Source organism: Sinomonas soli, assembly GCF_054782415.1.
The window spans coordinates 178,732-205,070 of record NZ_BAAGSN010000011.1 but is presented as its reverse complement, the minus strand read 5'-3'; the positions used below and the strand labels follow the sequence as shown (position 1 = coordinate 205,070).

Genomic DNA, 26,339 nt, shown 5'->3' with positions numbered 1-26,339 from the left:
ACTCCATGACCCGGCAGAGCATCCGGGGCCTCATCGGCGGCCTCTGCCGCCCCACCGTCACGGGACTGGAGAACGTCCCGGAGAGCGGTCCCTTCATCGTGGCCTCCAACCACCTCTCCTTCCTCGACTCCGTCATCATCCAGGCGCTCATGCCCCGCGGCGTCGCGTTCTTCGCGAAGGCCGAGTACTTCACCGGCAAGGGCGTCAAGGGCAAGCTCATGAAGGCCTTCTTCGAGGGCGTGGGATCGATCCCGGTGGAGCGCGGCGAGCAGGCCGCGAGCGTGGCCGCGCTCAAGACGCTGCTCGACATCCTCGACCAGGGCGACGCGATCGGCATCTACCCCGAGGGCACCCGCTCCCGCGACGGGCTCCTCTACCGCGGCCGGACCGGCGTGGGCTGGCTCGCGCTCACGACCGGGGCCCCCGTGGTCCCGGTCGGGCTCGTCGGCACGGAGAACCTCCAGCCCGCCGGCAGGAACGCCATCCGGCCCCAGCACTTCGAGATGCGCGTCGGCGAGCCCCTGTGGTTCGAGAAGACCGGCCCGGACCACTCCCTGCCGCTGCGCCGCGAGGCCACCGACCAGATCATGGACGCCATCGCGGCGCTCAGCGGCCAGGAGCGGGCTGCCGGCTACAACAAGCCGCCGGCGCACTAGCGGGCGCGGCACCGCACCCCGCCCTCGCGAGCCCGGCCACGCGGACGGGAGGGCGCGCAGACTCTCCTAGACTGGAGCGGTGGCAGATCCAGCGAGCTACCGGCCCAGGACCGGGGACATCCCCACCGACCCTGGCGTCTACCGCTTCCGGGACCCGCATGGGCGGGTCATCTACGTCGGCAAGGCCAAGAACCTCCGCCAGCGACTGACCTCCTACTTCGCCCGGCCGGCGACGCTCCTGCCCAAGACCTATGCGATGGTCCACACGGCCGCGAGCGTGGAGTGGACGGTGGTCGGGAGCGAGCTCGAGGCCCTCCAGCTCGAGTACACCTGGATCAAGGAGTTCCGGCCCCGCTACAACCTCGCCTTCCGCGACGACAAGACCTACCCTTACCTCGCGGTCACGATGGGGGAGAAGTACCCCCGGGTCATGGTCATGCGGGGCGAGCGGCGCAAGGGCACCCGCTACTTCGGGCCCTACACGGCGGGCGCCATCCGCGAGACCATGGACACCCTCCTGCGCGTCTTCCCGGTGCGGTCGTGCAGCGCGGGCGTCTTCCGCCGCGCCGAGCAGAGCGGACGCCCGTGCCTGCTCGGCTACATCGACAAGTGCTCCGCCCCCTGCGTGGGCCGCATCAGCGAGGAGGACCACCGGGCCCTCGCCGACGACTTCTGCGCCTTCATGGGCGGGGAGGCCCGGCGCTTCATCACCGGGCTCGAGCGGAAGATGGCGGACGCCGTCGCCGACCTCGACTACGAGAACGCCGCGCGGCTGCGGGACGACATCGTGGCCATGCGGAAGGTGTTCGAGCGCAATGCCGTGGTCCTCTCCGAGGAGACCGACGCGGACGTCTTCGCCGTCGAGGAAGACGAGCTCGAGGCCGCCGTGCAGGTGTTCCACGTCCGCGGCGGCCGGATCCGCGGCCAGCGTGGGTGGATCGTGGAGAAGGTCGAGGACACCACCCCCGAGGCCCTCGTGGGGCACCTGCTCCAGCAGGTCTACGGCGACGAGGAGCAGACGAACGGGAGGCTCCCGCGGGAAGTGCTCGTCCCCGTCATGCCCGAGGACGCCGACGAGCTCGGCCTGTGGCTCACGGGCCTGCGCGGGGCCCGCGTCGAGGTCCGGGTGCCGCAGCGGGGCGACAAGGCCGCCCTGCTGGGGACCGTGCGCGAGAACGCGGTCCAGGCACTGCGGCTGCACAAGAGCCGCCGCGCGGGGGACATCACGACCCGCTCCCTCGCCCTTCAGGAGCTCCAGGAGGCCCTCGAGCTGCCCGAGCCGCCGCTGCGCATCGAGTCCTTCGACATCTCCCACGTCCAGGGCACCAACGTCGTGGCCTCGATGGTCGTGGTCGAGGACGGCCTGACGAAGAAGAGCGAGTACCGCAAGTTCACGATCACGGGCGAGGCCGCCCGTGACGACACGGCGGCGATGCACGACGTCCTGACCCGCCGCTTCCGCAACTACCTCGCCGAGCGCGAACGGCCGGTCGAGGAGAGGGACAGCGGCAAGTTCGCCTACCCGCCCAACCTGGTCGTGGTGGACGGCGGCCAGCCCCAGGTGACGGCCGCGGTCCGGGCCCTCGCCGAGCTCGGCATCGGAGACGAGGTCCGCGTGGTGGGCCTCGCCAAGCGGCTCGAGGAGGTCTGGCTCCCGGAGGGCGACTTCCCCGTCATCCTGCCCAGGGCCTCGCAGGGCCTCTACCTGCTCCAGCGCATCCGCGACGAGGCGCACCGCTTCGCCATCACGTTCCACCGGCAGCGGCGCGCGAAGTCGATGACCGCGTCGATCCTCGACGAGGTCCCCGGGCTCGGCCCCGCCCGGCAGAAGGCCGTGCTGGCCCACTTCGGCTCGCTCAAGCGCCTCCGCGCAGCGTCGGTCACCGAGATCACGGATGTGAACGGGGTGGGCCCGTCCCTCGCGGCGGCCATCCACGGCCGCCTCCACGGCGTGGAGCAGCCCGCACCCGCGGTCAATTACGCCACCGGCGAAATCGTGGAGTCTTAGCTAGGCTGGCACCATGACGGAGACGAGCGCGGCCGAGGCCGGCCACGAGACAGACCTGACCCCGGTCAGGCCGCCCGCGTCCGAGCTGCTCATCGTCACGGGCATGTCCGGCGCGGGCCGGAGCACCGCGGCGAACGCCCTCGAGGACCACGGGTGGTACGTCGTGGAGAACCTCCCGCCGCAGCTGCTCGGCACCCTCTCCGACCTCGTGCGCCACTCGCCGGACCGGATCCCCAAGCTCGCCGTCGTCATGGACGTGCGCAGCAAGGCGCTCTTCGCCGACATCCGCGATGCCCTCGCCCAGCTCGCCTCGAGCGGCACGGAGTACCGCATGCTGTTCCTCGACGCGAGCGACGACGTGCTCATCCGCCGGTTCGAGCAGGGGCGGCGCCCCCACCCCCTCCAGGAGGGCGGGCGCATCTCGGACGGCATCGCCGAGGAGCGGACCCTCCTGCGCGAGCTCAGGGACCACGCGACGATCGTCCTCGACACCTCCGACTTCAACGTGCACGGGCTCGCGACGGCCATCACCGAGCTCTTCTCGGAGAAGGGCCCGGTGACGGTCCGGCTGAACGTCATGAGCTTCGGCTTCAAGTACGGGCTCCCGGCCGACGCCAACTTCGTCGCCGACGTGCGCTTCCTCCCCAACCCGCACTGGGTGCCCCAGCTGCGCCCGCACACCGGCCTCGACCCGGACGTGCGTGACTACGTGCTCGTGGCCAACGGGGCGCAGGAGTTCGTCGAGCGGTACGTGAACGCCCTCGAGCCCGTGCTGGCGGGCTACCGCCGCGAGAACAAGCACTATGCCACGATCGCCATCGGCTGCACCGGCGGCAAGCACCGCTCGGTGGCGATCGCCGAGGAGATCTCCAAGCGCCTCGCCCAGCAGCCCCGGGTCACGGTCACCACGGCGCACCGGGACCTCGGCCGCGAGTGAGCACGCTCTTCACGGGGCCGCTGCCCCTCATCCGCCCCGGCGCGGGCACCGACGGCGGCAAGCCCAAGGGCCCCTCCGTCGTCGCCCTCGGGGGCGGCCACGGCCTCGCCGCCTCGCTGTCCGCCCTGCGTCTGCTCACCACGGAGCTCACCGCCGTCGTCACCGTCGCGGACGACGGCGGGTCCTCCGGCCGCCTCCGGGCCGACTTCGGCGTCCTCCCCCCGGGCGACCTCCGGATGGCCTTGGCCGCGCTGTGTGACGACACCGACTGGGGGAGGACCTGGCGCGACGTCATGCAGCACCGGTTCCGCTCCCCGGCGGGCACGAGCGGCCTCGACAACCACGCCATGGGCAACCTGCTCATCGTCACCCTGTGGGAGCTGCTGGGGGACGTCGTCGACGGCCTGCGCTGGGCCGGTGCCCTGCTCGGTGCCCGGGGCCAGGTGCTGCCGATGTCCCGCGTGCCCCTGACCATCGAGGGCGACGTCCTTGTCACCGGCGGGGGCGCCCACGGGGGCCCCACGCGGGTGGAGACCATCCGCGGGCAGGCGGCGTGCGCGGTGGCCGGGCGCCTCGAGGACGTGCGGCTCGAGCCCGACGACGCCCCCGCGTGCCCCGAGACCCTCAGCGCGATCGAGCTCGCCGACTGGGTGGTGCTCGGTCCGGGCTCCTGGTACACCTCGGTCCTGCCGCACCTGCTCCTGCCGCAGCTGCGCCAGGCCCTCGTCGACACCCCGGCGCGCCGCTGCCTGACCATGAACCTCGCGGTCGACACCAAGGAGACCTCGGGGATGAGCGCGGCAGACCACCTCCGCGCCCTCCAGCGGGTCGCCCCCGGGTTCCGGGTCGACGCCGTGATCGCGGACCATGCCTCCGTGGCGGACCGCGGCGAGTTCGAGCGGGTCGCCGCGGAACTCGGAGCGCAGGTCCTCTTCGATAGAGTGAGGTCTTCCGGCCGACGGCCGGTGCACGACGCGCTCCGGCTGGCCGGTGCGTACCATGAGGTCTTCACCGGGGGCGGGACCCCCGCGGCGGGACGTTGAGCGTGGGTCCGGTGCGGGCGCCGCGGGAGCAGGAAGGACAGCCATGGCATTGACCCAGAGCGTCAAGGACGAGCTGTCGCGGCTGACGGTCAAGAAGTCCTCCGAGCGCAAGGCGGAGGTCTCGGCCATGCTGCGGTTCGCCGGCGGCCTCCACATCATCTCGGGGCGGATCGTCATCGAGGCCGAGGTGGACCTCGCCGCCACGGCGCGCCGGCTCCGGGCCGCCATCGCCGAGGTCTACGGGCACCCCAGCGAGATCATCGTCGTCTCCGGGGGCGGGCTCCGGCGCGGGAGCCGGTATGTGGTGCGGGTGGTGCGCGACGGCGAGGCCCTCGCCCGCCAGACCGGGCTCCTCGACAACCGCGGCCGCCCGGTCCGCGGCCTGCCGTCCACGGTCGTCAATGGCTCCGCCGCGGACGCGGAGGCAGTCTGGCGCGGGGCCTTCCTCGCCCACGGATCGCTCACCGAGCCCGGGCGCTCGAGCTCCCTCGAGGTCACCTGCCCGGGGCCGGAGGCCGCGCTCGCCCTCGTGGGCGCCGCCCGCAGGCTGGGGATCGCGGCGAAGGCGCGCGAGGTGCGCGGGGTGGACCGCGTCGTCGTGCGCGACGGCGACGCGATCGCCGCGCTGCTGACGCGTATGGGCGCCCACGACGCGCTCATGGCGTGGGAGGAACGGCGCATGCGCAAGGAGGTCCGGGCGACGGCGAACCGGCTGGCCAACTTCGACGACGCCAACCTGCGCCGGTCCGCCCAGGCCGCCGTGGCGGCCGGCGCCCGCGTGGAGCGGGCCCTGGAGATCCTCGGCACCGACGTCCCGGAGCATCTCCGCTACGCCGGCGAGCTGCGCGTGGCCCACAAGCAGGCGAGCCTCGACGAGCTGGGCCGGCTCGCGGACCCGCCCATGACGAAGGACGCGATCGCGGGCCGGATCCGCCGCCTCCTGGCCATGGCGGACAAGAAGGCCGCCGAGGAGGGCGTCCCCGGGACCGAGGCCAACGTGACGCCGGAGATGCTCGACGGTTGACCGTCCCCCGTCGCGGGTACCGCAATGATCGGTATCCCATCCGGCGCATCTGCTTAGGATGGAGCCGTCACCAGCCCGCGTGCCGCGACCAGCGCGCGCGGGGAGCCAACCGATGGAGGATGTTGTGACCTACGTACTGCCAGAGCTCCCGTACGACTACGCCGCCCTCGAGCCGCACATCTCGGCCCGGATCATGGAGCTCCACCACGACAAGCACCACGCGGCCTACGTCGCCGGTGCCAACACGGCCCTCGAGAAGATGGCCGAGGCGCGGTCGAACGGCGACGGCGCGGCCGCCGCCAAGCTCTCGAAGGACCTCCAGTTCAACCTCGGCGGCCACCTCAACCACTCGATCTTCTGGAACAACCTCTCCCCGGACGGCGGCGACAAGCCCGAGGGCGAGCTGGCCTCCGCGGTCGACGAGTTCTTCGGCTCGTTCGACGCCTTCCGCAGCCACTTCACGGCGGCCGCCACGACCATCCAGGGCTCGGGCTGGGCCATCCTCGCCTACGAGCCCATCGGTGGGAACCTGGTCATCGAGCAGATGTACGACCAGCAGAACGGCGTTCCGGTCGCGACGACCCCGCTCCTCCAGCTCGACATGTGGGAGCACGCGTTCTACCTCGACTACCAGAACGTCAAGGCCGACTACGTCAAGGCCTTCTGGAACATCGTCAACTGGGCCGACGTGGCCCGCCGCTTCGAGGCCGCCCGCGCCGGCGCCAAGGGCCTCATCACCTTCTCCTGACCGGAGATCTGCGTCACATTTTGTGACTTTCAGTGCGAAAGGGTCCGTCTGTTCCCGGACGGGCCCTTTCGCCGTAGGATGGGGACCGGAAAGGCCCGTGCGGCCTTTCAGCCATGACAATGGAGACTTGGGCTGTCGGCCTTTCCCTGTGCAAATCTCTGCCCAACGACGTGCGGTGACCGTCTAACAGTTCGAGCAGTCTTCGCGGATGCTCGACTGAGCATCAAGGAGATCGACCAGAGTGACCACTCGAATTGGCATCAACGGCTTCGGCCGCATCGGGCGCAACTTCTTCCGCGCAGCTCTCTCCCAGGGCGCAGACCTCGAGATCGTGGCCGTCAACGACCTGACGAGCCCCGAGACCCTCGCCCACCTGCTCAAGTACGACTCGATCACCGGCCGCCTCTCCGAGTCCGTGGAGGTCCGCGAGGGGATCATCGTCGTCGGCGGCAAGGAGATCAAGGTGCTGGCCGAGCGCGACCCGGCCAACCTGCCGTGGGGCGAGCTCGGCGTGGACATCGTCATCGAGTCCACCGGCTTCTTCACCAAGGCCGAGGGCGCCAAGAAGCACCTCGCCGCGGGCGCGAAGAAGGTCATCATCTCGGCCCCTGCCACGGACGAGGACGTCACGATCGTCATGGGCGTCAACGACGCGATCTACGATCCGGCCAACCACAACATCATCTCCAACGCGTCCTGCACCACCAACTGCCTCGGCCCGCTGGCCAAGGCCATCAACGACGCGTTCGGGATCGAGCGGGGCCTCATGACCACGGTCCACGCCTACACCGCGGACCAGAACCTCCAGGACGGCCCGCACCGCGACCTCCGCCGGGCCCGCGCCGCCGCCATCAACATGGTCCCCACCTCGACCGGCGCGGCGAAGGCCATCGGCCTGGTCCTGCCCGAGCTCAAGGGCAAGCTCGACGGCTACGCCATCCGCGTGCCCGTCCCCACCGGCTCCGCCACCGACCTGACCGTCACGGTCTCCCGCGAGGTCACCAAGGACGAGGTCAACGCAGCGGTCAGGGCCGCCTCCGAGTCCGGCCCGCTCGCGGGCTTCCTCACCTACACGGAGGACCCGATCGTGTCCTCCGACATCGTCGGGGACCCGGCGTCGTCGATCTTCGACTCCGGCCTCACCAAGGTGATCGGCAACCAGGTCAAGGTCGTCTCGTGGTACGACAACGAGTGGGGCTACTCGAACCGCCTCGTGGACCTGACCGAGCTCGTCGCGTCCAAGCTCTGACCCGCGCCGTAACGCACGAAGAACTCGGATAGCCTGAGTCCATGACTGCACGCACTCTCGACGACCTGCTCGCCGATGGTGTCCGTGGGCGGCACGTTCTGGTCCGTTCGGATCTGAACGTGCCGCTCGACGGTTCCACCGTCACCGACGACGGACGCGTCCGCGCCTCCCTGCCCGTGATCCAGAAGCTCGCCGAAGCCGGGGCCCGCGTCCTGGTGATGGCCCATCTGGGCCGGCCCAAGGGCGCCCCGGACCCCAAGTACACGATCAAGCCCGCCGCCGACCGCCTGGCGGAGCTCGCCTCGGCCGCCGGCGTCACCGTCCTGCGCGCCGAGGACACGGTGGGGGACAGCGCCAAGGCCCTCGCCGGCTCGCTTGAGGACGGACAGGTGCTCGTCCTCGAGAACGTCCGCTTCGATCCCCGCGAGACGAGCAAGGACGACGCCGAGCGCGCCGCCTTCGCCCGCGAGCTCGCCTCCCTCACCGGAGACAACGGCGCCTACGTGGACGACGCCTTCGGCGCCGTGCACCGCAAGCACGCCTCCGTGTACGACATCGCGGGCGTCCTGCCCGCCTACCTCGGCGAGCTTGTCCGGACCGAGGTCGAGGTGCTCCGCCGCCTCACCGACGGCGCCGAGCGCCCCTACGTCGTGGTCCTGGGCGGCTCCAAGGTCTCCGACAAGCTCGCCGTCATCGCCAATCTCATCGGCAAGGCGGACAAGCTCCTGGTCGGCGGCGGCATGCTCTTCACCTTCCTCGCGGCCCAGGGGCACAAGGTCGGTGCGAGCCTGCTCGAGCAGGACCAGATCGCCACGGTGAAGGACTACCTCGCGCGCGCCGCGGCCGCCGGGACCCAGTTCGTGCTCCCGACCGACGTGGTGGTCGCCTCGAAGTTCGGAGCCGACGCCGACCACGAGGTCGCCGCAGCCGACGCGATCGAGGACACGTCCTTCGGTGCCGCCGGCATCGGCCTCGACATCGGGCCCGACACCGCCGCGGCGTTCGCCCAGGAGATCGCCGGGGCGAAGACCGTGTTCTGGAACGGCCCGATGGGCGTGTTCGAGTTCCCGGCCTTCGCGGCGGGCACCAAGGCCGTCGCCCAGGGCCTCGTCGACGCGACGGCGGCCGGCGCCCTGACCGTCGTCGGCGGCGGCGACTCCGCGGCGGCCGTCCGCACGCTCGGCTTCGTCGATGCCCAGTTCGGGCACATCTCGACCGGCGGCGGCGCGAGCCTCGAGTACCTCGAGGGCAAGGAGCTCCCCGGCCTGACCGCCCTCGGAGCCTGAGCCCCCGGCCCCGCCGCCGCCCGGCGGCGGGGCCTCCCTGTGCCCACCCCACCACCTCGTCAGGAGCCACCCGTGACCACCTCCGCGAACGGCACGTTCGAGCGCACCCCCCTCATCGCCGGCAACTGGAAGATGAACATGGACCACGTCCAGGCCATCACCCTGCTCCAGAAGCTCGCCTGGACCCTCGATGACGCGAAGCACGACTACGCGCGCGTCGAGGTCGCGGTGTTCCCGCCGTTCACCGACCTCCGCGGCGTCCAGACCCTCGTGGCCGGCGACGACCTCGCCATCGCCTACGGCGGCCAGGACCTCTCCCAGTTCGACTCGGGCGCCTACACCGGCGACATCAGCGGCGCCTTCCTCGCCAAGCTCGGCTGCCGCTACGTCCTCGTGGGCCACTCCGAGCGGCGCACCGTGCACGGCGAGTCAGACGAGGTCCTGGGCGCGAAGGTCAAGGCGGCGTACAAGCACGGGCTCGTCCCGATCCTGTGCGTCGGCGAGGGGCTCGAGGTCCGCCAGGCGGGCACGCACGTCGAGCACACCCTGGCCCAGCTCCGGGCCGACGTCGAGGGCCTCACGGCCGAGCAGGCCGCCCAGCTCGTCGTCGCCTACGAGCCGGTGTGGGCCATCGGCACCGGCGAGGTCGCCGGCCCCGGCGACGCGCAGGAGATGTGCGCGGCCCTGCGCGCCGAGCTCGCCGTGCTGTTCGGCGACGAGGCCGCCCGCGCCGCCCGCCTCCTGTACGGGGGATCGGTCAAGGCGGCCAACGCCGCGGCCATCCTCGCCGAGCAGGACGTCGACGGCGTGCTCGTGGGCGGAGCGAGCCTGGACGTCGCCGAGTTTGCTAGCATTGTCAGGTTCGAGAGCCACGCGGGCGCCTAGCAGCGTCGGCATCGCCGCGACCACGTACGAGAGCTGACGGAAGGCCACGAGGCAAACCTGTGGAAGTACTCCAGATCATCCTGCAGATCATCCTGGGCATCACGAGCCTCCTGCTCACCATGCTGATCCTCATGCACAAGGGCCGCGGCGGTGGCCTGTCGGACATGTTCGGCGGCGGCATGTCCTCCGGCCTGGCGTCCTCCGGTGTCGCCGAGAGGAACCTCAACCGCTTCACGATCATCTTGGGGATCACCTGGGGCGTGGTGATCATCGCCCTCGGGCTCATCATGCGCTTCTCCAGCACCGGGGCGTCCTGACCCGGGCAGCGCGCCTTCCCAGCACGACGAGGCCGGGACCAGCATCCGCTGGTCCCGGCCTCGTCGTATCAGCTATGGGCCCGCCCGGCCCCGCGTCCCTAGGCCGACGCCGGCTCCTTGCGGACCAGCTCCTGGGGCACCTTGGCGGCGGCCGCGGCGTCGATGAGCCAGAGCGTGCGCGTCCGGCCCCTCGCTCCCGCGGCCGGCACGTGCACGGCGCCCGCCCCGGCCAGGGCAAGGCCCACGGCGCCGGCCTTGTCCTCGCCGGCTACGAGCATCCACACCTCGTCCGCGGACTTGATCGCCGGCAGCGTCAGTGAGATGCGGGACGGCGGCGGCTTGGGCGCGTTCTCGACGCCGACCACCGTGCGCTCGGTCTCCCGGATCCCCGCCATCTCGGGGAACAGGGAGGCCACGTGCGCGTCGGGCCCCACCCCGAGGAGCAGCACGTCGAAGCGGGGCACCCCGCGGACGCCGCCCGGCAGCTCGGACTCGTGCTCGGCGGAGGCGGCCTCGGCCAGCCTGCGGGCGTAGTCCGCCGCGGCATCGTCAGCCGTCGCGAAGTCTCCCGCCGCGCCGGGGCGGTGCACACGCGCCGGGTCCACCGCCAGCCTCCCGAGCAGCGCCTCGTCCGCCTGGACGGTGTTGCGGTCCGGGGAGTCGGCCTCGACGAAGCGCTCGTCGCCCCACCACACGTTGACCTTCGACCAGTCGACGGCGCGGCACGCCGGCGAGTCGGCGACGGCGCGCAGGGTGCCGATGCCCATCGTCCCGCCGGTGAGCACGATCGTCGCCTCGCCGTACCGGTCCTGGGTGTCCACGAGCTTCGTGATCAGGCGGGCCGCGATCGCGGCCAGCAGCACGGAGGAGTCGGGATGGATGCTCACACGGGGATCAGCGCTCACTCGGCTGCACACTCCTCAGGTTCGTGCGCGGCAGGCCGGAGGTGAGGACTTCGCCGAAGACCTCGTCCGGGTCGAGCCTGCGCAGCTCTTCGGTGAGGCAGTCTTGCAGACTGCGCCGCGGCAGGGCAATGCGCTGCGTGGGCTGGTCGGGCTGGGTGAGCTCCGCGACCGTGAACCCCGGCCGGTGCAGCTGGACGTCCCCCGTGGAGCGCCGGAGGCGGACCCGCCGGATGCCGGTGCCCGCCGGATCGGCCACGATCGTCACGGGGCTGTCGAGGGTGAGCCCGAGCCACGCGGCGAGCAGCACGGTGCTGGGCGAGTCCGAGGCACCCTCCACCGTGACGGCGGTGACCGGCTCGGGGTCGACCTGGTCCAGCGCGGCGGCCAGCTGGATGCGCCAGTTCGTCAGGCGCGTCCATGCGAGGTCCGTGTCGCCGGGACGGTACGTCTGACGCAGGTGGAAGAGCGCCGCGGTGGGGTCGGGCTCGTTGCCCGAGTCCGTGATGCGGCGGTGGGCGATGCACCCGATCGAGGTGGCGCTCGCGTTGTCCGGGGCGCCGTGCGGCCACCAGGCGACGATCGGCGCGTCCGGCAGGAGCAGCGCCGCGACGAGCGACTCGCTCTCCTCGGCCAGCCGGCCGTAGCCGCGCAGCACGATCACCTCCGAGGCGCCGGCGTCCCCGCCGACCCGGATCTGCCCGTCGAGGCGGTCCGCCGCGTCCTGGCCCGAGTCGACGAGCACGATGATGCGGCAGGGGTGCTCCCGGCTGGCCTGGTTGGCGGCCTCGATCGCCTCCTCCTCGAACCCGTGCTTGGTGATGACCACGAGCGTGAGGACGCGCCCGAGGGCGACGACGCCGCCCCGGTGGCGCAGGTTGGTGATCTCCTTGGAGATCCTCGACGTCGTGGTGTTCGGCAGGTCGATGATCATGGTCGCCTCCAGGTGCGTCCGTCGCGGGCGAGGAGCTCGTCGGCGCTGCGGGGGCCCCAGCTGCCCGGCTCGTACGGTTCGGGCTGCTCGCCCGTGCTGTCCCAGTGCTCCTCGTACGGGTCGAGGATCTTCCAGGACAGCTCCACCTCCTGGTGCCGGGGGAACAGCGGGGGCTCGCCGAGGAGGACATCGAGGATCAGGCGCTCGTAGGCCTCGGGGGAGGACTCGGTGAAGGAGTGCCCGTAGCCGAAGTCCATGCTCACGTCCCGGACCTCCATCTGCGTGCCCGGGACCTTGGAGCCGAACCGGATCGTCGCGCCCTCGTCGGGCTGGACCCGGATCACCACGGCGTTCTGCCCGAACTCGGCCTCCTCCTGGTCCTGGAACAGCAGGTTGGGGGCGCGCTTGAACACGACGGCGATCTCGGTCACGCGGCGGCCGAGCCGCTTGCCCGCGCGCAGGTAGAACGGGACGCCCGCCCAGCGGCGGGTGTGGATGTCCACGCGGATCGCGGCGTAGGTCTCCGTCGTCGAGTCGGCGGGAATGCCGTCCTCCTCGAGGTAGCCCTTGACGAGCTCGCCGCCCTGCCACCCGCCCAGGTACTGGCCCCGGGCCGAATGGGTCGAGAGGTCCTCGGGCAGCCGCACCGCGGCGAGGACCTTCTCCTTCTCGGCGCGCAGGTCGTCCGCGTTGAAGGAGATCGGCTCCTCCATTGCCGTCAGCGCGAGGAGCTGGAGGAGGTGGTTCTGGATGACGTCGCGGGCCGCGCCGACGCCGTCGTAGTAGCCCGCGCGGCCGCCGGTGCCGATGTCCTCGGCCATGGTGATCTGCACGTGGTCCACGTAGTTGGCGTTCCAGATGGGCTCGAACAGCATGTTCGCGAACCGCAGCGCGAGGATGTTCTGGACCGTCTCCTTGCCGAGATAGTGGTCGATGCGGAAGACGGCATCCGGCGGGAAGACGGACTCCACGATGTCGTTCAGGGCGCGGGCCGAGGCCAGGTCATGCCCGAACGGCTTCTCGATGACGACCCTGCGCCACTTCCCCTCCTCCGGCTGGGCGAGGCCGTGGTCGGAGAGCTGCCGGCACACCTGCTCGAACGCCTTGGGGGGAATCGAGAGGTAGAACGCATGGTTGCCCCGCGTGCCGCGCTTCGCGTCGAGCTCCTCGAGGGTGGTCTTGAGGTTCTCGAACGCCTCGTCGTCGTCGAAGGAGCCCTGGACGAACCGGACGCCCTCGTTCAGCTGCGCCCAGACGGTCTCGTCGAACGGAGTGCGGGCGTACTGCTTGACGGAGGCCTTGACCTCCTCCGCGAAGTCCTCGTGCTCCCATTCGCGGCGGGCGAAGCCCACGAGGGCGAAGCTCGGGGGCAGGAGGCCGCGGTTGGCGAGGTCGTACACCGCGGGCATGAGCTTCTTGCGCGCGAGGTCGCCGGTCACCCCGAAGAGCACGAGGGACGAGGGCCCCGCGATGCGGTTCAGGCGCCGGTCGCGCGGGTCGCGCAGCGGATTCGAGCGCCGCTTCGTCCCGGTCGCGCCGTTGTCGTTCTCTGGCATGATGCCTTTCTAGTCCATCGGAGGCGGTCCGCGCAGCGGACACGAGCGGCCGACCCGGTGCGTCCGGGCCGGCCGCTCGTGGGCGTCAGCGCGCGAGCGCCGAGATGAGACCGGTCAGCTGCGCGACGCCTGCCGCGCGGTCGGTGAGATGGAGCTGCAGCACGGGGCGCCCGTGGTCGCGCAGCACCTGCGCGTCGCCGGCGGCCTGCGCGGCGATGAGCCGCCCGAAGGTGAAGGGGCGCTCGGGGATCTCGACGTCGTGCTCGGCGTCCGCCGTGATCTGGAGGAAGACGCCGACGGCGGGCCCACCCTTGTGGAACTGCCCGGTCGAGTGCAGGAAGCGCGGGCCCCAGCCGAACGTCGTCGGGCGTCCAGTGGCCGCGGCGAGCTCGTCGCGGACCGACTCGAGCTTCGGGTAGGCGAGCCGGTCGAGGTAGGCCTGCACGCTCAGGTAGCCGGCGGAGCCGAGCTGGGACAGCAGCGCCCTGAGCGCCTCCTCGACGGTCGAGGCACCCTCGAGCCAGTCGCCGCCGCGCACCTCGATCGCGCCCTCGGTGAAGAGCGCGGGCGTGGGCTCCGGCTGGGCGTCCAGGAGTCCCCGTGCCGCGGCCTTGGCCGCCTCGACGTCGGGCTGGTCGAACGGGTTGATGCCGAGCAGGCGCCCGGCCACGGCGGTCGCGAACTCCCAGACGAGCATCTGCGTGGCGAGCGAGCCGCCGACCGCCGCCTCGTTGGCCCCGAGCGAGGGCTCCCCGTCCGCGGAGACCAGCCGGACGACGAGCACGTCCTCCGCTCCCGAGGTGACCTCGGGGGCGTCCGCGCCGGCGACCACAGGGAGGACGCCGCGGCCGATCTTGCCGGTCGACTCGGCGATGAGCTGCTCGGCCCAGTCCGCGAAGCCGGCGATGCCGGAGCCGTCCTCGACGATCACGATCTTGTCCCGCAGGGGGGCCGTGCCGCCGAGGGCCGCCCCGAGCTGCAGGCCGATGTTCTCCTCCGAGTCGTCCCGCAGGAGCTCCACTGCTTCCTCGGCCTCGTCGAGGAGCGCCTGGAGGTCGACGCCGGCGAGCCCTGCCGGGACGAGGCCGAAGGCGGTCAGCGCCGAGTAGCGGCCGCCGACTGTCGGGTCGGCCTTGAACACGGCCCGGTACCCGGCCTCGCGGGAGGCGCTCTCGAGCGGCGAGCCGGGATCGGTCACGACCACGATGCGGGAGGCCGCGTCGATGCCGGCCGCCGTGAACGCCGCCTCGAAGGCCCGGCGCTGCGAGTCGGTCTCGACCGTGGAGCCGGACTTGGACGAGACGACGATGGCGGTGTTCTCGAGGCGCTCGGCGAGGGCCGCGGCGACCTGCTCGGGATCGGTCGAGTCGAGGACCACGAGGGGGACCCCCGCGGTGCCCGCGATCACCTCGGGCGCCAGGGAGGAGCCGCCCATGCCGCACAGGACGATCCGGTCCACGCCCTCGGAGCGGAACGCGTCGCGCAGCGCGGTGATCTCGGCGACGAGGGGCTGGGAGACCGTGGCGGCCTCCGTCCACCCCAGGCGCTTGCCCGACTCCTCTTCCGCGTCCGGGCCCCACAGGGCGGCGTCCTTGGCGAAGATGCGGCTGGCCACGGCGTCGGCCGCCAGCTGGGGGACGTGCGCGTCGACGGCCGCCCGGGCAGCGCCCGTCGCCCCGAAGGTCAGCGCGCTCATGCGCGGGCTCCGTGGGCGGTCTCGGAGAGGGTGCGCTCGACGTCGGCGAGGAGGTCGTTCCAGGAGGCGACGAACTTGTCCAGGCCCTCGGACTCGAGGACGGCGACGACGTCGTTGTAGTCGATGCCGAGCTCGGCGAGGGCGTCGAGGTGGGCGTTGGCCTCGGCGTAGGTGCCGGTCACGGTGTCCCCGGTGACCTCGGCGTGGTCGAAGGTCGCCTCGAGGGTCTTCTCGGGCATCGTGTTGACCACGCCCGGGGCGACGAGGCCCGTGACGTACAGGGTGTCGGGCAGGGCCGGGTCCTTGACCCCGGTCGAGGCCCACAGTGGGCGCTGCGGGAGGGCGCCGGCGTCGGCGAGGAGCTTCCACCGCTCGGTGGTGAACTCCTCCTCGTAGATCTGGTAGGCGAGGCGGGCGTTGGCGAGCCCGGCCTTGCCCTTGAGGGCCGTGGCCTGCTCGGTGCCGATCTTCTCGAGGCGCTTGTCGATCTCGGTGTCCACGCGGGAGACGAAGAACGAGGCGACCGAGTGGATCTGGGACAGGTCGTGCCCCGCAGCCTTGGCCTTCTCGAGGCCGGTCATGAACGCGTTGATGACGGCGCGGTAGCGGGTGAGGGAGAAGATCAGGGTCACGTTGACGCTGATGCCCTCGGCGAGCGTGGCGGAGATGGCCTCGAGGCCCTCGAGCGTCGCGGGGATCTTGATGTGCACGTTCGGCTCGGCGACCTTGGCGTGCAGGCGCTTGGCCTCGGCGATGGTGGCGGCGGTGTCCCACGCCAGGCGCGGGTCGACTTCGATGGAGACCCGGCCGTCGACGCCGCGGGTGGCCTCGGCGACGGGGGCGAAGAGCCGGCAGGCGTCGGAGACGTCGGCCGTGGTGATCTCGAAGACGGTCTTCTCGGCGTCGGCGCCGTCCGCGACGAGCTCGCGCAGCTGGGCGTCGTAGCCGTGGCCCTTGGTGATCGCGGCCTGGAAGATCGTCGGGTTGGTGGTCACGCCGACCACGTTCTTCTCGGAGATGAGCGCTGCCAGCGAGCCGTCCTGGAGGCGGAGCCGGGAGAGGTCATCGAGCCAGATGGACACGCCCGCGTCGGAGAGGGCCTGGGTAGGGGTAGTCATGTGAGGTGCTCCTCGGGGGATCAGGCCGCGGCGGCGGCGATGGAGTCCTTGGCGGCGGCGGTGACCGCTTCGGCGGTGATGCCGAACTCGGTGAAGAGGGTCTTGTAGTCGGCGGAGGCGCCGTAGTGCTCGAGGCTGACCGAGCGGCCGGCGTCGCCGACGAAGCGGTGCCAGGTCAGGGCCAGGCCGGCCTCGACCGAGACGCGCGCCCGGACGGCGGCGGGCAGCACGGACTCGCGGTACTGGGCGTCCTGGGCGTCGAACCACTCCACGCACGGCATCGAGACCACCCGGGCCGCGATGCCCTCGGCGGCCAGCGCCTCGCGGGCTGCGACGGCGAGCTGGACCTCGGAGCCGGTCGCGATGAGGATGACGTCCGGGGCGACGTCGGCGCCGTCGCGCTGGGCCTCGGCGAGGACGTAGCCGCCCTTGGAGACGTTCGCCGCCGAGGCGAAGCCGCCCTGGCCCGATCCGTTCTGGCCCGATCCGTTCTGGCCGCGCTCCCACGTGGGGAGGTTCTGGCGGGTCAGCACGATCCCGGCCGGGCGGTCGGTGTGCTCGAGGATGGCCTTCCAGGCCTGGGCGGTCTCGTTCGCGTCGGCGGGGCGGACCACGTCCAGGCCCGGGATGGCGCGCAGGGAGGCGAGCTGCTCGACCGGCTGGTGGGTGGGGCCGTCCTCGCCGAGGCCGATCGAGTCGTGCGTCCACACGTAGGTGGACGGGATCCCCATGAGCGCCGAGAGGCGAATGGCCGGACGCTGGTAGTCCGAGAAGATCAGGAACGTCCCGGAGAACGCCCGGGTCCTGCCGCCGAGGGTGATGCCGTTGACGATCGCGGCGGCCGCGTGCTCGCGGATGCCGAAGTGGAGCACGCGCCCGTAGGGGTTGCCCTCCCAGGCGTGGGTCGAGCGGGAGGCCGGGATGAACGAGGGCGAGCCCTCGATCGTGGTGTTGTTCGACTCCGCAAGGTCCGCGGACCCGCCCCACAGCTCGGGGAGGACGGGGCCGATCGCGTTGAGGACCTTGCCCGAGGCGGCGCGGGTGGAGACGTCCTTGCCGGCCGGGAACTCCGGCAGCGACTCGTCCCAGCCCTCGGGCAGGCGGCGCGCCTGGATCCGCTCGTGCAGCTTCGCGGCGTCGGGGTTGGCGGCCTTCCACGCGTCGAAGGACTCCTGCCAGGCGGCCTTGGCCTGCTCGCCGCGCTCGACGGCCTTGCGGGTGTGCTCGAGGACCTCGGGGTCGACGTCGAAGGACTTCTCCGGGTCGAAGCCGAGGATCTCCTTCAGGGCCGCGACCTCCTCGGCGCCCAGGGCCGAGCCGTGGACCTTGCCGGTGTTCTGCTTGGTCGGGGCGGGCCAGCCGATGATGGTGCGCAGGGAGATGATCGAGGGCCGGCCGGTCTCGGCCTTGGCCGCGACGAGGGCGTCGTAGAGAGCGGGGACGTCCTCCTTGTACTCGCCCGTCGCGGTCCAGTCGACGCGCTGGGTGTGCCAGCCGTAGGCCTCGTACCGCTTGAGGACGTCCTCGGTGAAGGCGACGTCGGTGTCGTCCTCGATGGAGATGTGGTTCTCGTCGTAGATCACCACGAGGTTGCCCAGCTCCTGGTGGCCGGCCAGCGAGGACGCCTCGGAGGTCACGCCCTCCTGCAGGTCGCCGTCGGAGGCGATGACCCACACCGTGTGGTCGAACGGGGACTCGCCGGTGGCGGCCTGCGGGTCGTAGAGGCCCCGCTCGCGGCGGCCGGAGTAGGCGAACCCGACCGAGGAGGCCAGGCCCTGTCCGAGCGGGCCCGTGGTGATCTCCACGCCCTTGGTGTGGCCGTACTCCGGGTGGCCCGGGGTCAGCGAGCCCCACGTGCGCAGCGACTCGAGGTCCTTCAGCTCGAGGCCGTAGCCGGCCAGGAACAGCTGGATGTACAGCGTCAGGGAGGAGTGCCCGGGGGAGAGGATGAACCGGTCGCGGCCGATCCACGTCGGGTCCGCCGGATCGTGGCGCATGAGCTTCTGGAACAGCAGGTACGCGGCCGGTGCCAGGCTCATCGCCGTGCCGGGGTGGCCGTTGCCCACCTTCTGCACCGCGTCCGCCGCGAGCACGCGGATGGTGTCGACGGCCTTGCGGTCCAGGTCGGTCCAGGTCAGTTCTTGCACATCCACAGCAGGCACGTACACGGCCCCTCTCCATTGCTGGCGGCAGGGAGCCTACGGGGCACGCGAATGGTGGGCCCTGCAATGCATCCTGCCAGCCGTTCACCATCGAAACGTTTGTCGGTGTCTGCCTACTGCCCTCATGCGCCTTTCCCTACACATATCCGGCCACCGGTCTGGCTGGCATATCGTCGCGGGGCGCGTCCCAGCAGCAGGGCATCCAGCATTCATACTATCCACGGGTCGTGGCCGGGGGAGAGGTGTTTCAGGAAATTGCCACCGATATTCCGCTCTGTGAACGCTCCGCGCCCACGCGGGGCCGCACCCCCGGGGGGGGTGCGGAGCCAGCCGGGGCGCGCACGGGCGGCGGGTATCATGGAGGCGGTCCCCGAGCACCCCTTGCGGGGGCCGACGATCCCGAGTAGAAGAGTCGCGCATCCGTGAGCACAGCAGACGCACCCGCCACCGCACCGTCCAGGCCAGCGAAGCTCGGCCTGCGCCGCAAGATCAAGGCGTACGTCGCCCTCACCAAACCCCGCGTCATCGAGCTGCTGCTCGTGAGCACGCTGCCGACCATGATCTACGCCGAACGCGGCTTCCCCTCGCTTGGGCTCATCATCGCCACCCTGGTGGGAGGGGCGTTCGCCGCGGGCAGCGCCGGCGCCTTCAACTGTTACATCGACCGGGACATCGACCGGCTCATGCGGCGCACTGAGAACCGCCCGCTCGTGACCGGAGAGGTGACGCCGCGGGAGGCGCTCGTCTTCTCGTGGGTCCTCGGCATTGCCTCGCTCGCGATCCTGTGGTTCGGCGCCAACCCGCTCTCGGCGGTCCTCGGCGCCGGCGCGATCTTCTTCTACGTGGTGGTCTACACGCTCGTCCTCAAGCGCAGGACCGCCCAGAACATCGTCTGGGGCGGGGCCGCGGGCTGCTTCCCCGTGCTCATCGCATGGTCTGCCGTCACCAACACCATCGAGTGGCCGGCCGTCATCCTCTTCCTCGTGATCTTCCTGTGGACCCCTCCGCACTACTGGCCGCTGTCCATGCGGTACGGCGAGGACTACCGCAACGCGCAGGTGCCCATGCTGGGCGCCGTCGCGGGTGCCAAGATCGTCGCCGTGCAGGTGGTCCTGTACGCCTGGGCCATGGTGATGGCCTCGCTGCTGCTCGTCCCGCTCGGCCACGCCGGCTGGGTCTACACCCTCACCGCCGTCGCCTCCGGTGCGTGGTTCCTGTACGAGTCGCACGCCCTCTACGCCCGCGCCCAGCGCGAGGAGATCCAGGACAAGAAGGCCATGAAGGTCTTCCACGGCTCCATCAGCTACCTCACGCTGCTCTTCCTCGCGCTCGCCGTCGACCCGTTCGTGGGGGGCCCGCTCCTGGGCTGAGCCGGCCGGCACCTTCGGACACCGCCGAGCACCTCCAGACACGGAAGAGGCCCGCAGCACGGATGCTGCGGGCCTCCTGCGTGTCGGCGCGGCGGCGGGCTACGCCTTGGGGCTGTACCGCGCGACGTCGGCCGCGTTGACGGCGGCCGCCATGAGCAGTGCCGAGACGAGCATGTGGGCTGCGACGAGGAGGGCAGGGATGCCCGTGTAGTACTGGGTGATCCCGAGGGCCGCCTGCAGGACCGTCAGGCCGAGGAGCGCGAGCGCCCCGTTGCGGAAGGCACCGCGGATCCGCCGGGAGAGGGCGACGACGACGGCGAAGAGGGCGCCGAACAGGACGAGGTAGGCGGGAACCGCGTGGATGTGGGAGAAGAGGTCCCAGTCGAGCCCGTTGCGCGGCGCGTTGGCGTCCCCGGCGTGCGGGCCGGCACCGGTGACGGTCACGCCCAGGACCACGGCCGCGGCTGCGGCCACGGTCGTGGCGAGCATGGCCGGCGCCATGGAGCCCGGCAGTGCGGGGTGCACCCGGTCCATGAAGCGGCCGGTGCGCCCATAGGCCCGGTTCACGAGGAGCATCGACAGCACCACGAGGGCCATCGAGACGAGGAAGTGCAGCCCCACCACCCACGGATTCAGATGCGTGAGCACCGTGATCCCTCCGATGACCGCCTGCGCGGGGACGCTCGCGAGGAGCCCGAGGGCGAGCCAGAACAGGTCCTTGCGCTCCTTGCGCAGGTTCCACAGCATCACGAGCATGACGACGGCGACCGCGATGAGCGCGAAGGTCAGCAGGCGGTTGCCGAACTCGATGATCCCGTGCATCCCCATCTCCGGGGTGGTGGTGATCGACTGCGCGGTGCAGCGGGGCCACGTGGGGCAGCCGAGCCCGGAGGAGGTCAGCCGCACCGCGCCGCCGGTGAGGATGAGCACGATCTGCCCGACCAGGGAGGCGATCGCCATGGCGCGGATGCGACCGTCCACCTCCCGGGGCAGCCGGGCGGTGAGGCGGGTGAGTGCGGTATCTGTCATGGTTTTCAGCTCCATCGGAACCAGCGGGTGGCGGCGGCGCCGGCGAGCACGGTCCACGCGAGGAGCACGGCGGCGGCAGGGACATTCAGGGAGCCTTCGAGGAAGGCCGAGCGCACGGCGTCGCCGAGCGCTCCGGAGGGGAGGAAGCCGACCACGGGGGCCAGCGCGGCGGGCACCCGCTGGACGGGCAGGACGATCCCGCCGAGGACGCCGAGGAGGATCCAGACGAGGTTCGTGACCGCGAGGGTTGCCTCGGGCCGGGCCGTGCCCGCGATGAGCAGGCCGAGCGCGGTGAAGGCGGCCGCACCGAGGGCCAGGAGCGGCAGCCCGAGGAGGAGTCCGACGGCTCCAGGCCGCCAGCCGAGGACGAGCGCGACGCCCCCGATGACGACGACCTGGACGGCGAGGACCACCAGGACCGCGAGGACCTTGCCGGCAATGAGGCCGCCGCGCCCCAGCGGCGTGGTCGAGAGGAAGCGGAGCACGCCGTAGCGGCGGTCGAATCCGGTCGCGATGCCCTGGCCGGTGAACCCGACGCTCATGGTGCACAGGGCGAGCACGCCGGGCGCGGCGACTGCGATCCGGCTCGGCCCCAGCCCGTCGAGCACCGGGGTCACGGCGAGGCCTACGAGCGCGAGCAGCGGGAGGACGACCATGAGCGTCAGCTGCTCGCCGTTGCGCAGCATCGCACCCGTCTCGTACCGGCCCTGCTGCCACACGCGGCGCGCGAGCCCCGCTGCGGCGCTCATGCGGCCCTCCCGTCGGGCCGGGCGCCCTCGTCCTCGGCGGCAGACTCGGCGGCAATCGAGAGGAAGACGTCCTGGAGGTTGGCGGTGCCGAGCTCGAGCGACTGCGGCATGATGTCCCGCGCGTGCAGCCACTGCGCGACGGCGAGGAGGTCCGCGGGGGTGAGCTCGCCGTCGACCGTGTAGTGGCCGGCCGAGGCCTCGGCGACCGCTACGTCGGGGCCCTGGCCCGAGCGGCCGGCGAACGCCTGCGCGAGGTCGAGCCCGGGCCGTGCCCTCAGCGTGAGCCGCGAGCGCGTCCCCTCGCGGCCGGCCAGGATCTCGCCGACGGTCCCGCTCGTGACCACCCGGCCGCGGTCGAGGATGTGGACCACGTCGGCGAGCCGCTCGGCGTCGTCCAGGAGATGCGTCGTGAGGATGATGCCGAGCCCGTCCCGGCGCAGCTCGTCGATGAGGTCCACCACGAGCTGGCGCGACTGCGGGTCGAGGCCGGCGCTGGGCTCGTCGAGGAAGACGACCTCCGGCCGTCCGATGAGCGCGGCGGCGAGGGCGACCCGCTGCTTCTGCCCGCCGGAGAGCCGCCGGATCGTGGTGGAGGCGAACTCGTGGATCCCGAGCCGCTCCGCGAGTTCGTCGACAGGGCGGGGGTCCGTGTACATGCCGGCCACGTGTGCGAGCAGGGCCAGGGGCCGCGCGGCAGGGGGCAGGCCCCCCTCCTGCAGCATGATGCCCACGCGGGCGCGCAGTTCCGCGCCGGCCCTCTCGGGGTCCTCGCCGAGGAGGCGGACGACGCCGGCGGTGCGCCGTTGGAGGCCCTGCGCGCACTCGAGGGTGGTGGTCTTCCCGGCGCCGTTGACGCCGAGGATCACGGTGATCTCACCGGCGTTCGCCGTGAGGTCGACTCCTGCCAGCACCCTCTTCATGCGTCCTTCGAGAGAGGGGAGCGGGCCGACGTCCTTCACCAGGCCTTCTATTTCGAGGCAGGGAGTACCGGTCTGTAGCACCCGGCCATTCTACGCAAGGTAGTAGTGCGTTCCCTGTGGACGGCGGACGCCGCCCGCGGGGAGGGCATTTTCCGCCGACGGCGTGATAAGCATCTCCTTACTGGAGACCCGGGGCATATTAGGCAATGATTGTCTTGTGTATTCCGTGACCTCCCCGAAGCCCGATGCCCGGGCCGACGCTGAGGACCGCACGCGGGACCGCGTCCTGAGCGCGGTCCTCGAGCACGGGCCCGTCAGCGCCGCCGAGCTGGGCGAGATGCTCAACGTGACGCCCGCAGCGGTCCGCCGCCACCTCGACGCCCTCACCGGGGCCGGCGTCGTGGAGGTCAAGCGCGTCGCGACGTCCGGCGCCGGCGCGGGGCGGCCCGCCCGGCGGTACGTGCTGACCTCGAGGGGACAGTCCACGATCGGCGACGACTACCTGGCGATCGCCCGCAAGGCGCTCGAGCGGCTGGGCGAGCTCGGCGGCCCCGGCGCCGTCGAGGACTTCGCGCACGAGCGCTTCGCCGCCATGGAGCGGCGCTACCAGCCGCTCGTGGACGCGGCGGGCGAGGACATCGCGGCGCGGGCCAGGGCCCTCGCCGAGGCGCTCACGGCGGACGGCTTCGTGGCCTCCTCCGCCTCCGTCCAGGGCAAGGCGCCGCTGCCGGTCCATCTGGGCAGCGTCCAGCTGTGCCAGGGGCACTGCCCCGTGCAGCAGCTCGCCGCGGAGTTCCCCGTCTTCTGCGACAGTGAGACGGCGGCGTTCTCACGCCTCCTCGGCGTGGACGTCCGCAGGCTCTCCACCCTTGCGCAGGGCGGCCACGTGTGCACGACCCACATACCTACCGGGCGGGGCCAGCTGAAGCTGCCCGGCGCGGAGACCGCAACCAACCAGCAAGAGAGGCCGTGATGACGGATCAATTAGCTGAGAACCGCGCCGCGACGGCCGGGGGCCAGGCCGGCGCCGGGTCAACGGTGATCGCGGAGATCCTGGAGAAGAACCCCGAGCTCCACGGGATCGGCACCTACGAGTACGGATGGGCCGACAAGGACGACGCCGGCGCGAACGCGCGCCGCGGCCTCAACGAGGACGTGGTCCGGGACATCTCCGCCAAGAAGGGCGAGCCCGAGTGGATGCTCGAGACGCGCCTCAAGGGCCTGAAGTACTTCGACCGCAAGCCGATGCCGCTGTGGGGCGCCGACCTGTCCGGGATCGACTTCGACAACATCAAGTACTTCGTCCGCTCCACCGAGAAGCAGGCGCAGTCCTGGGAGGACCTCCCCGAGGACATCCGCAACACCTACGAGAAGCTCGGCATCCCCGAGGCCGAGCGGTCCCGTCTCGTGGCCGGCGTCGCGGCCCAGTACGAGTCCGAGGTCGTCTACCACCAGATCCGCGAGGACCTCGAGGCCCAGGGCGTGATCTTCCTCGACACGGACACCGCCCTCAAGGAGCACCCCGAGTTCTTCCAGGAGTACTTCGGCACCGTGATCCCGGTGGGCGACAACAAGTTCGCCTCCCTCAACACGGCCGTGTGGTCCGGAGGCTCGTTCGTGTACGTCCCCAAGGGTGTCCACGTCGAGATCCCGCTGCAGGCCTACTTCCGCATCAACACCGAGAACATGGGCCAGTTCGAGCGGACGCTCATCATCGCGGACGAGGACTCCTACGTCCACTACATCGAGGGCTGCACCGCCCCGATCTACACGTCCGACTCGCTGCACTCGGCCGTCGTCGAGATCGTCGTGAAGAAGGGCGCCCGCGTGCGCTACACGACCATCCAGAACTGGTCGAACAACGTCTACAACCTCGTCACCAAGCGCGCCATCTGCCACGAGGGCGCGACGATGGAGTGGATCGACGGCAACATCGGCTCGAAGGTCACCATGAAGTACCCGGCGGTGTACCTCGTGGGCGAGCACGCGAAGGGCGAGACGCTCTCGATCGCGTTCGCGGGCGAGGGCCAGCACCAGGACACCGGCTCGAAGATGGTGCACATCGCGCCCAACACGAAGTCCTCGATCGTGTCCAAGTCCGTGGCCCGCGGCGGCGGCCGCGCGGCGTACCGCGGCCTCGTCCAGGTCCGCGAGGGGGCCAAGCACTCCGCCAACACGGTCCGCTGCGACGCCCTGCTCGTCGACACGGTCTCGCGCTCGGACACGTACCCGTACATCGACATCCGCGAGGACGACGTCGTGCTCGGCCACGAGGCGACCGTCTCGCGGGTGTCCGAGGAGCAGCTCTTCTACCTCATGTCCCGCGGGCTGCCCGAGGACGAGGCGATGGCGATGATCGTGCGCGGCTTCATCGAGCCGATCGCCCGCGAGCTCCCCATGGAGTACGCCCTCGAGCTGAACCGCCTGATCGAACTGCAGATGGAAGGGTCCGTCGGCTGATGACTGAGATGACCGAAGAGAAGACCACAGAGAAGGCCCGCATCGGCACCCCGTCGATCCCCGGCCTCACGGAGGAGGGCGAGAGCCTGAGCCCGGTCGAGGCCGTCGCCTCCCCGCTGGGCGGGGCAGCGTCGAAGGCCCACTCGCACGGCGGGGGCTACGGCATCCCCGACAGCTCGCGCGCCGGGCGCCTGACGTCCTACCGGCTCGAGGACTTCCCCGCGCTGAAGGGCACCGAGGAGGAGTGGCGCTTCACGCCCCTCAAGCGGCTCGGCGGGCTGCACAGCGCGGCGCTCGACGGCGCCGCCCCCGCCGTCGCCGTCGAGGGACCCGAGCAGGTCCGCGTCGAGACCGTGGGCCGCGACGACGCCCGCATCGGTTCGGCCGGCATCCCCGAGGACCGCGTCTCCGCCAACGCGTGGGCGCACTTCACCGAGGCCACGGTCGTCACGGTGCCCGCGGGCGCCAAACTGGCCGAGCGGGTACTCGTGACCCTGACCGGGGCGGGCTCCGCCCCCGCCGCCCAGCACCTCGTCGTGGTCGCCGAGCAGGGCTCCCGAGCCGTCGTCGTGCTCAACCACGTCGGCGAGGCGGTCGTGTCCGAGAACGTCGAGGTCGTCCTCGAGGACGGCGCCGACCTGACGCTCGTGACCCTGCAGGAGTGGGCCGACACCTCGGTCCACGCCTCGAGCCAGCAGGTCAAGGTGGGCCGCGACGCGCACCTGAAGCACATCGTCGTCAGCCTGGGCGGCTCGCTCGTCCGCATGACCCCGACGGCCCGGTTCGCGGCCCCCGGCGGCGAGGTCGAGCTCTACGGCCTCTACTTCGCAGACGCCGGCCAGCACCTCGAGCACCGCACCTACGTGGACCACGCCCAGCCCAACTGCGTCTCCAACGTCCTGTACAAGGGCGCCCTCCAGGGCAAGGACGCTCGCGCGGTGTGGGTCGGCGACGTGCTGATCCAGAAGCAGGCCGAGGGCACCGACAGCTACGAGAAGAACCAGAACCTGGTCCTCACCGACGGCTGCCGCGCCGACTCCGTGCCGAACCTCGAGATCGAGACTGGCCTCATCGAGGGCGCCGGCCACGCGAGCGCGACCGGCCGCTTCGACGACGAGCACCTGTTCTACCTCATGGCGCGCGGCATCCCCGAGGATGTGGCCCGCCGGCTCGTGGTGCGAGGCTTCCTGAACGAGATCATCCAGAAGATCGGCGTCCAGGGCATCGAGGACCACCTGACCGAAGCCGTCGAGCGCGAGCTCGAAGCCGGCGAGAACTGACAACGACCTT

At 71.4% G+C, this 26,339-nt stretch carries 23 protein-coding genes; 14 read left to right on the top strand and 9 right to left on the bottom strand.

What is annotated here, in order from left to right; genetic code table 11:
• Window positions 1-5: 5 nt before the first annotated feature.
• The 10 genes from ACYVKZ_RS10735 (at window position 6) to secG (ending at window position 10,153) form a co-directional block, all read left to right on the top strand.
• Window positions 6-656, top strand: coding sequence for a lysophospholipid acyltransferase family protein (locus ACYVKZ_RS10735; RefSeq protein ID WP_460992453.1), 651 nt, complete (start codon window positions 6-8; stop codon window positions 654-656).
• 79 nt (window positions 657-735) lie between these two features.
• Window positions 736-2,664, top strand: coding sequence for an excinuclease ABC subunit UvrC (gene uvrC, locus ACYVKZ_RS10730; protein ID WP_460992254.1), 1,929 nt, complete (start codon window positions 736-738; stop codon window positions 2,662-2,664).
• A gap of 13 nt (window positions 2,665-2,677) precedes the next feature.
• Window positions 2,678-3,601 (top strand): RNase adapter RapZ, encoded by a 924-nt coding sequence (rapZ, locus tag ACYVKZ_RS10725; protein WP_460992253.1) that lies wholly within the window; start codon window positions 2,678-2,680, stop codon window positions 3,599-3,601.
• The gene (locus ACYVKZ_RS10720) at window positions 3,598-4,644 is read left to right on the top strand and encodes a gluconeogenesis factor YvcK family protein (RefSeq protein ID WP_460992252.1); all 1,047 of its coding nucleotides are present in this window, start codon (window positions 3,598-3,600) and stop codon (window positions 4,642-4,644) included. The genes rapZ and ACYVKZ_RS10720 overlap by 4 nt, the downstream gene beginning before the upstream one ends.
• Before the next feature lie 43 nt (window positions 4,645-4,687).
• The gene (gene whiA, locus ACYVKZ_RS10715) at window positions 4,688-5,668 is read left to right on the top strand and encodes a DNA-binding protein WhiA (protein WP_307006192.1); all 981 of its coding nucleotides are present in this window, start codon (window positions 4,688-4,690) and stop codon (window positions 5,666-5,668) included.
• 124 nt (window positions 5,669-5,792) lie between these two features.
• On the top strand, window positions 5,793-6,416 hold the full coding sequence (locus ACYVKZ_RS10710; RefSeq protein ID WP_373457990.1) for a superoxide dismutase: 624 nt from the start codon (window positions 5,793-5,795) through the stop codon (window positions 6,414-6,416).
• A gap of 241 nt (window positions 6,417-6,657) precedes the next feature.
• On the top strand, window positions 6,658-7,665 hold the full coding sequence (gene gap, locus ACYVKZ_RS10705; RefSeq protein WP_460992251.1) for a type I glyceraldehyde-3-phosphate dehydrogenase: 1,008 nt from the start codon (window positions 6,658-6,660) through the stop codon (window positions 7,663-7,665).
• A gap of 41 nt (window positions 7,666-7,706) precedes the next feature.
• The gene (locus ACYVKZ_RS10700; protein ID WP_460992250.1) at window positions 7,707-8,951 is read left to right on the top strand and encodes a phosphoglycerate kinase; all 1,245 of its coding nucleotides are present in this window, start codon (window positions 7,707-7,709) and stop codon (window positions 8,949-8,951) included.
• 72 nt (window positions 8,952-9,023) lie between these two features.
• Window positions 9,024-9,836 (top strand): triose-phosphate isomerase, encoded by an 813-nt coding sequence (gene tpiA / locus ACYVKZ_RS10695; protein WP_460992249.1) that lies wholly within the window; start codon window positions 9,024-9,026, stop codon window positions 9,834-9,836.
• A gap of 59 nt (window positions 9,837-9,895) precedes the next feature.
• Window positions 9,896-10,153 carry a preprotein translocase subunit SecG gene (gene secG, locus ACYVKZ_RS10690; RefSeq protein ID WP_307006185.1) on the top strand — a complete coding sequence of 86 codons (258 nt, stop codon included), beginning with the start codon at window positions 9,896-9,898 and terminating at the stop codon, window positions 10,151-10,153.
• Window positions 10,154-10,251: 98 nt separating this feature from the next.
• Here secG and pgl read toward each other — a convergent pair whose 3' ends face one another.
• From pgl to tkt, 6 genes are all read right to left on the bottom strand, one after another.
• Window positions 10,252-11,058, bottom strand: a complete 807-nt coding sequence (pgl, locus tag ACYVKZ_RS10685; RefSeq protein ID WP_460992248.1) for a 6-phosphogluconolactonase — start codon at window positions 11,056-11,058, stop codon at window positions 10,252-10,254.
• On the bottom strand, window positions 11,048-11,989 hold the full coding sequence (locus ACYVKZ_RS10680) for a glucose-6-phosphate dehydrogenase assembly protein OpcA (RefSeq protein WP_460992247.1): 942 nt from the start codon (window positions 11,987-11,989) through the stop codon (window positions 11,048-11,050). Before ACYVKZ_RS10680 ends, pgl begins: the two co-directional genes overlap by 11 nt.
• A complete protein-coding gene (zwf, locus tag ACYVKZ_RS10675; protein WP_460992246.1) occupies window positions 11,986-13,545 on the bottom strand; it encodes a glucose-6-phosphate dehydrogenase in 1,560 nt (519 codons plus the stop codon). The genes ACYVKZ_RS10680 and zwf overlap by 4 nt, the downstream gene beginning before the upstream one ends.
• A gap of 85 nt (window positions 13,546-13,630) precedes the next feature.
• The gene (locus ACYVKZ_RS10670) at window positions 13,631-15,241 is read right to left on the bottom strand and encodes a glucose-6-phosphate isomerase (protein ID WP_460992245.1); all 1,611 of its coding nucleotides are present in this window, start codon (window positions 15,239-15,241) and stop codon (window positions 13,631-13,633) included.
• Window positions 15,238-16,359, bottom strand: a complete 1,122-nt coding sequence (tal, locus tag ACYVKZ_RS10665; protein ID WP_460992244.1) for a transaldolase — start codon at window positions 16,357-16,359, stop codon at window positions 15,238-15,240. The genes ACYVKZ_RS10670 and tal overlap by 4 nt, the downstream gene beginning before the upstream one ends.
• A 20-nt stretch (window positions 16,360-16,379) precedes the next feature.
• Window positions 16,380-18,512: a transketolase gene (tkt, locus tag ACYVKZ_RS10660; protein ID WP_460992452.1), complete on the bottom strand. Its 2,133-nt coding sequence runs from the start codon at window positions 18,510-18,512 to the stop codon at window positions 16,380-16,382.
• Window positions 18,513-18,943: 431 nt separating this feature from the next.
• On the opposite strand from tkt, the gene ACYVKZ_RS10655 reads away from it, so the two are divergent.
• Window positions 18,944-19,891: a heme o synthase gene (locus tag ACYVKZ_RS10655; RefSeq protein ID WP_460992243.1), complete on the top strand. Its 948-nt coding sequence runs from the start codon at window positions 18,944-18,946 to the stop codon at window positions 19,889-19,891.
• Window positions 19,892-19,990: 99 nt separating this feature from the next.
• Here ACYVKZ_RS10655 and ACYVKZ_RS10650 read toward each other — a convergent pair whose 3' ends face one another.
• From ACYVKZ_RS10650 to ACYVKZ_RS10640, 3 genes are read right to left on the bottom strand one after another with little or no spacing between them, the layout of a single operon-like run.
• Window positions 19,991-20,920 (bottom strand): COX15/CtaA family protein, encoded by a 930-nt coding sequence (locus ACYVKZ_RS10650; protein WP_460992242.1) that lies wholly within the window; start codon window positions 20,918-20,920, stop codon window positions 19,991-19,993.
• Window positions 20,921-20,925: 5 nt separating this feature from the next.
• Window positions 20,926-21,669, bottom strand: coding sequence for an ABC transporter permease (locus ACYVKZ_RS10645; protein ID WP_460992241.1), 744 nt, complete (start codon window positions 21,667-21,669; stop codon window positions 20,926-20,928).
• The gene (locus ACYVKZ_RS10640) at window positions 21,666-22,589 is read right to left on the bottom strand and encodes an ABC transporter ATP-binding protein (RefSeq protein WP_460992240.1); all 924 of its coding nucleotides are present in this window, start codon (window positions 22,587-22,589) and stop codon (window positions 21,666-21,668) included. Before ACYVKZ_RS10640 ends, ACYVKZ_RS10645 begins: the two co-directional genes overlap by 4 nt.
• A 217-nt stretch (window positions 22,590-22,806) precedes the next feature.
• On the opposite strand from ACYVKZ_RS10640, the gene ACYVKZ_RS10635 reads away from it, so the two are divergent.
• The 3 genes from ACYVKZ_RS10635 to sufD are packed head-to-tail and all read left to right on the top strand — an operon-like array spanning window position 22,807 to window position 26,329.
• Complete coding sequence (locus tag ACYVKZ_RS10635; protein ID WP_460992239.1) at window positions 22,807-23,562, top strand: helix-turn-helix transcriptional regulator; 756 nt, start codon at window positions 22,807-22,809, stop codon at window positions 23,560-23,562.
• Window positions 23,562-25,049, top strand: coding sequence for a Fe-S cluster assembly protein SufB (gene sufB, locus ACYVKZ_RS10630; RefSeq protein WP_460992238.1), 1,488 nt, complete (start codon window positions 23,562-23,564; stop codon window positions 25,047-25,049). The genes ACYVKZ_RS10635 and sufB overlap by 1 nt, the downstream gene beginning before the upstream one ends.
• Window positions 25,049-26,329: a Fe-S cluster assembly protein SufD gene (sufD, locus tag ACYVKZ_RS10625; protein WP_460992237.1), complete on the top strand. Its 1,281-nt coding sequence runs from the start codon at window positions 25,049-25,051 to the stop codon at window positions 26,327-26,329. The genes sufB and sufD overlap by 1 nt, the downstream gene beginning before the upstream one ends.
• The last annotated feature ends 10 nt before the right edge of the window (window positions 26,330-26,339 follow it).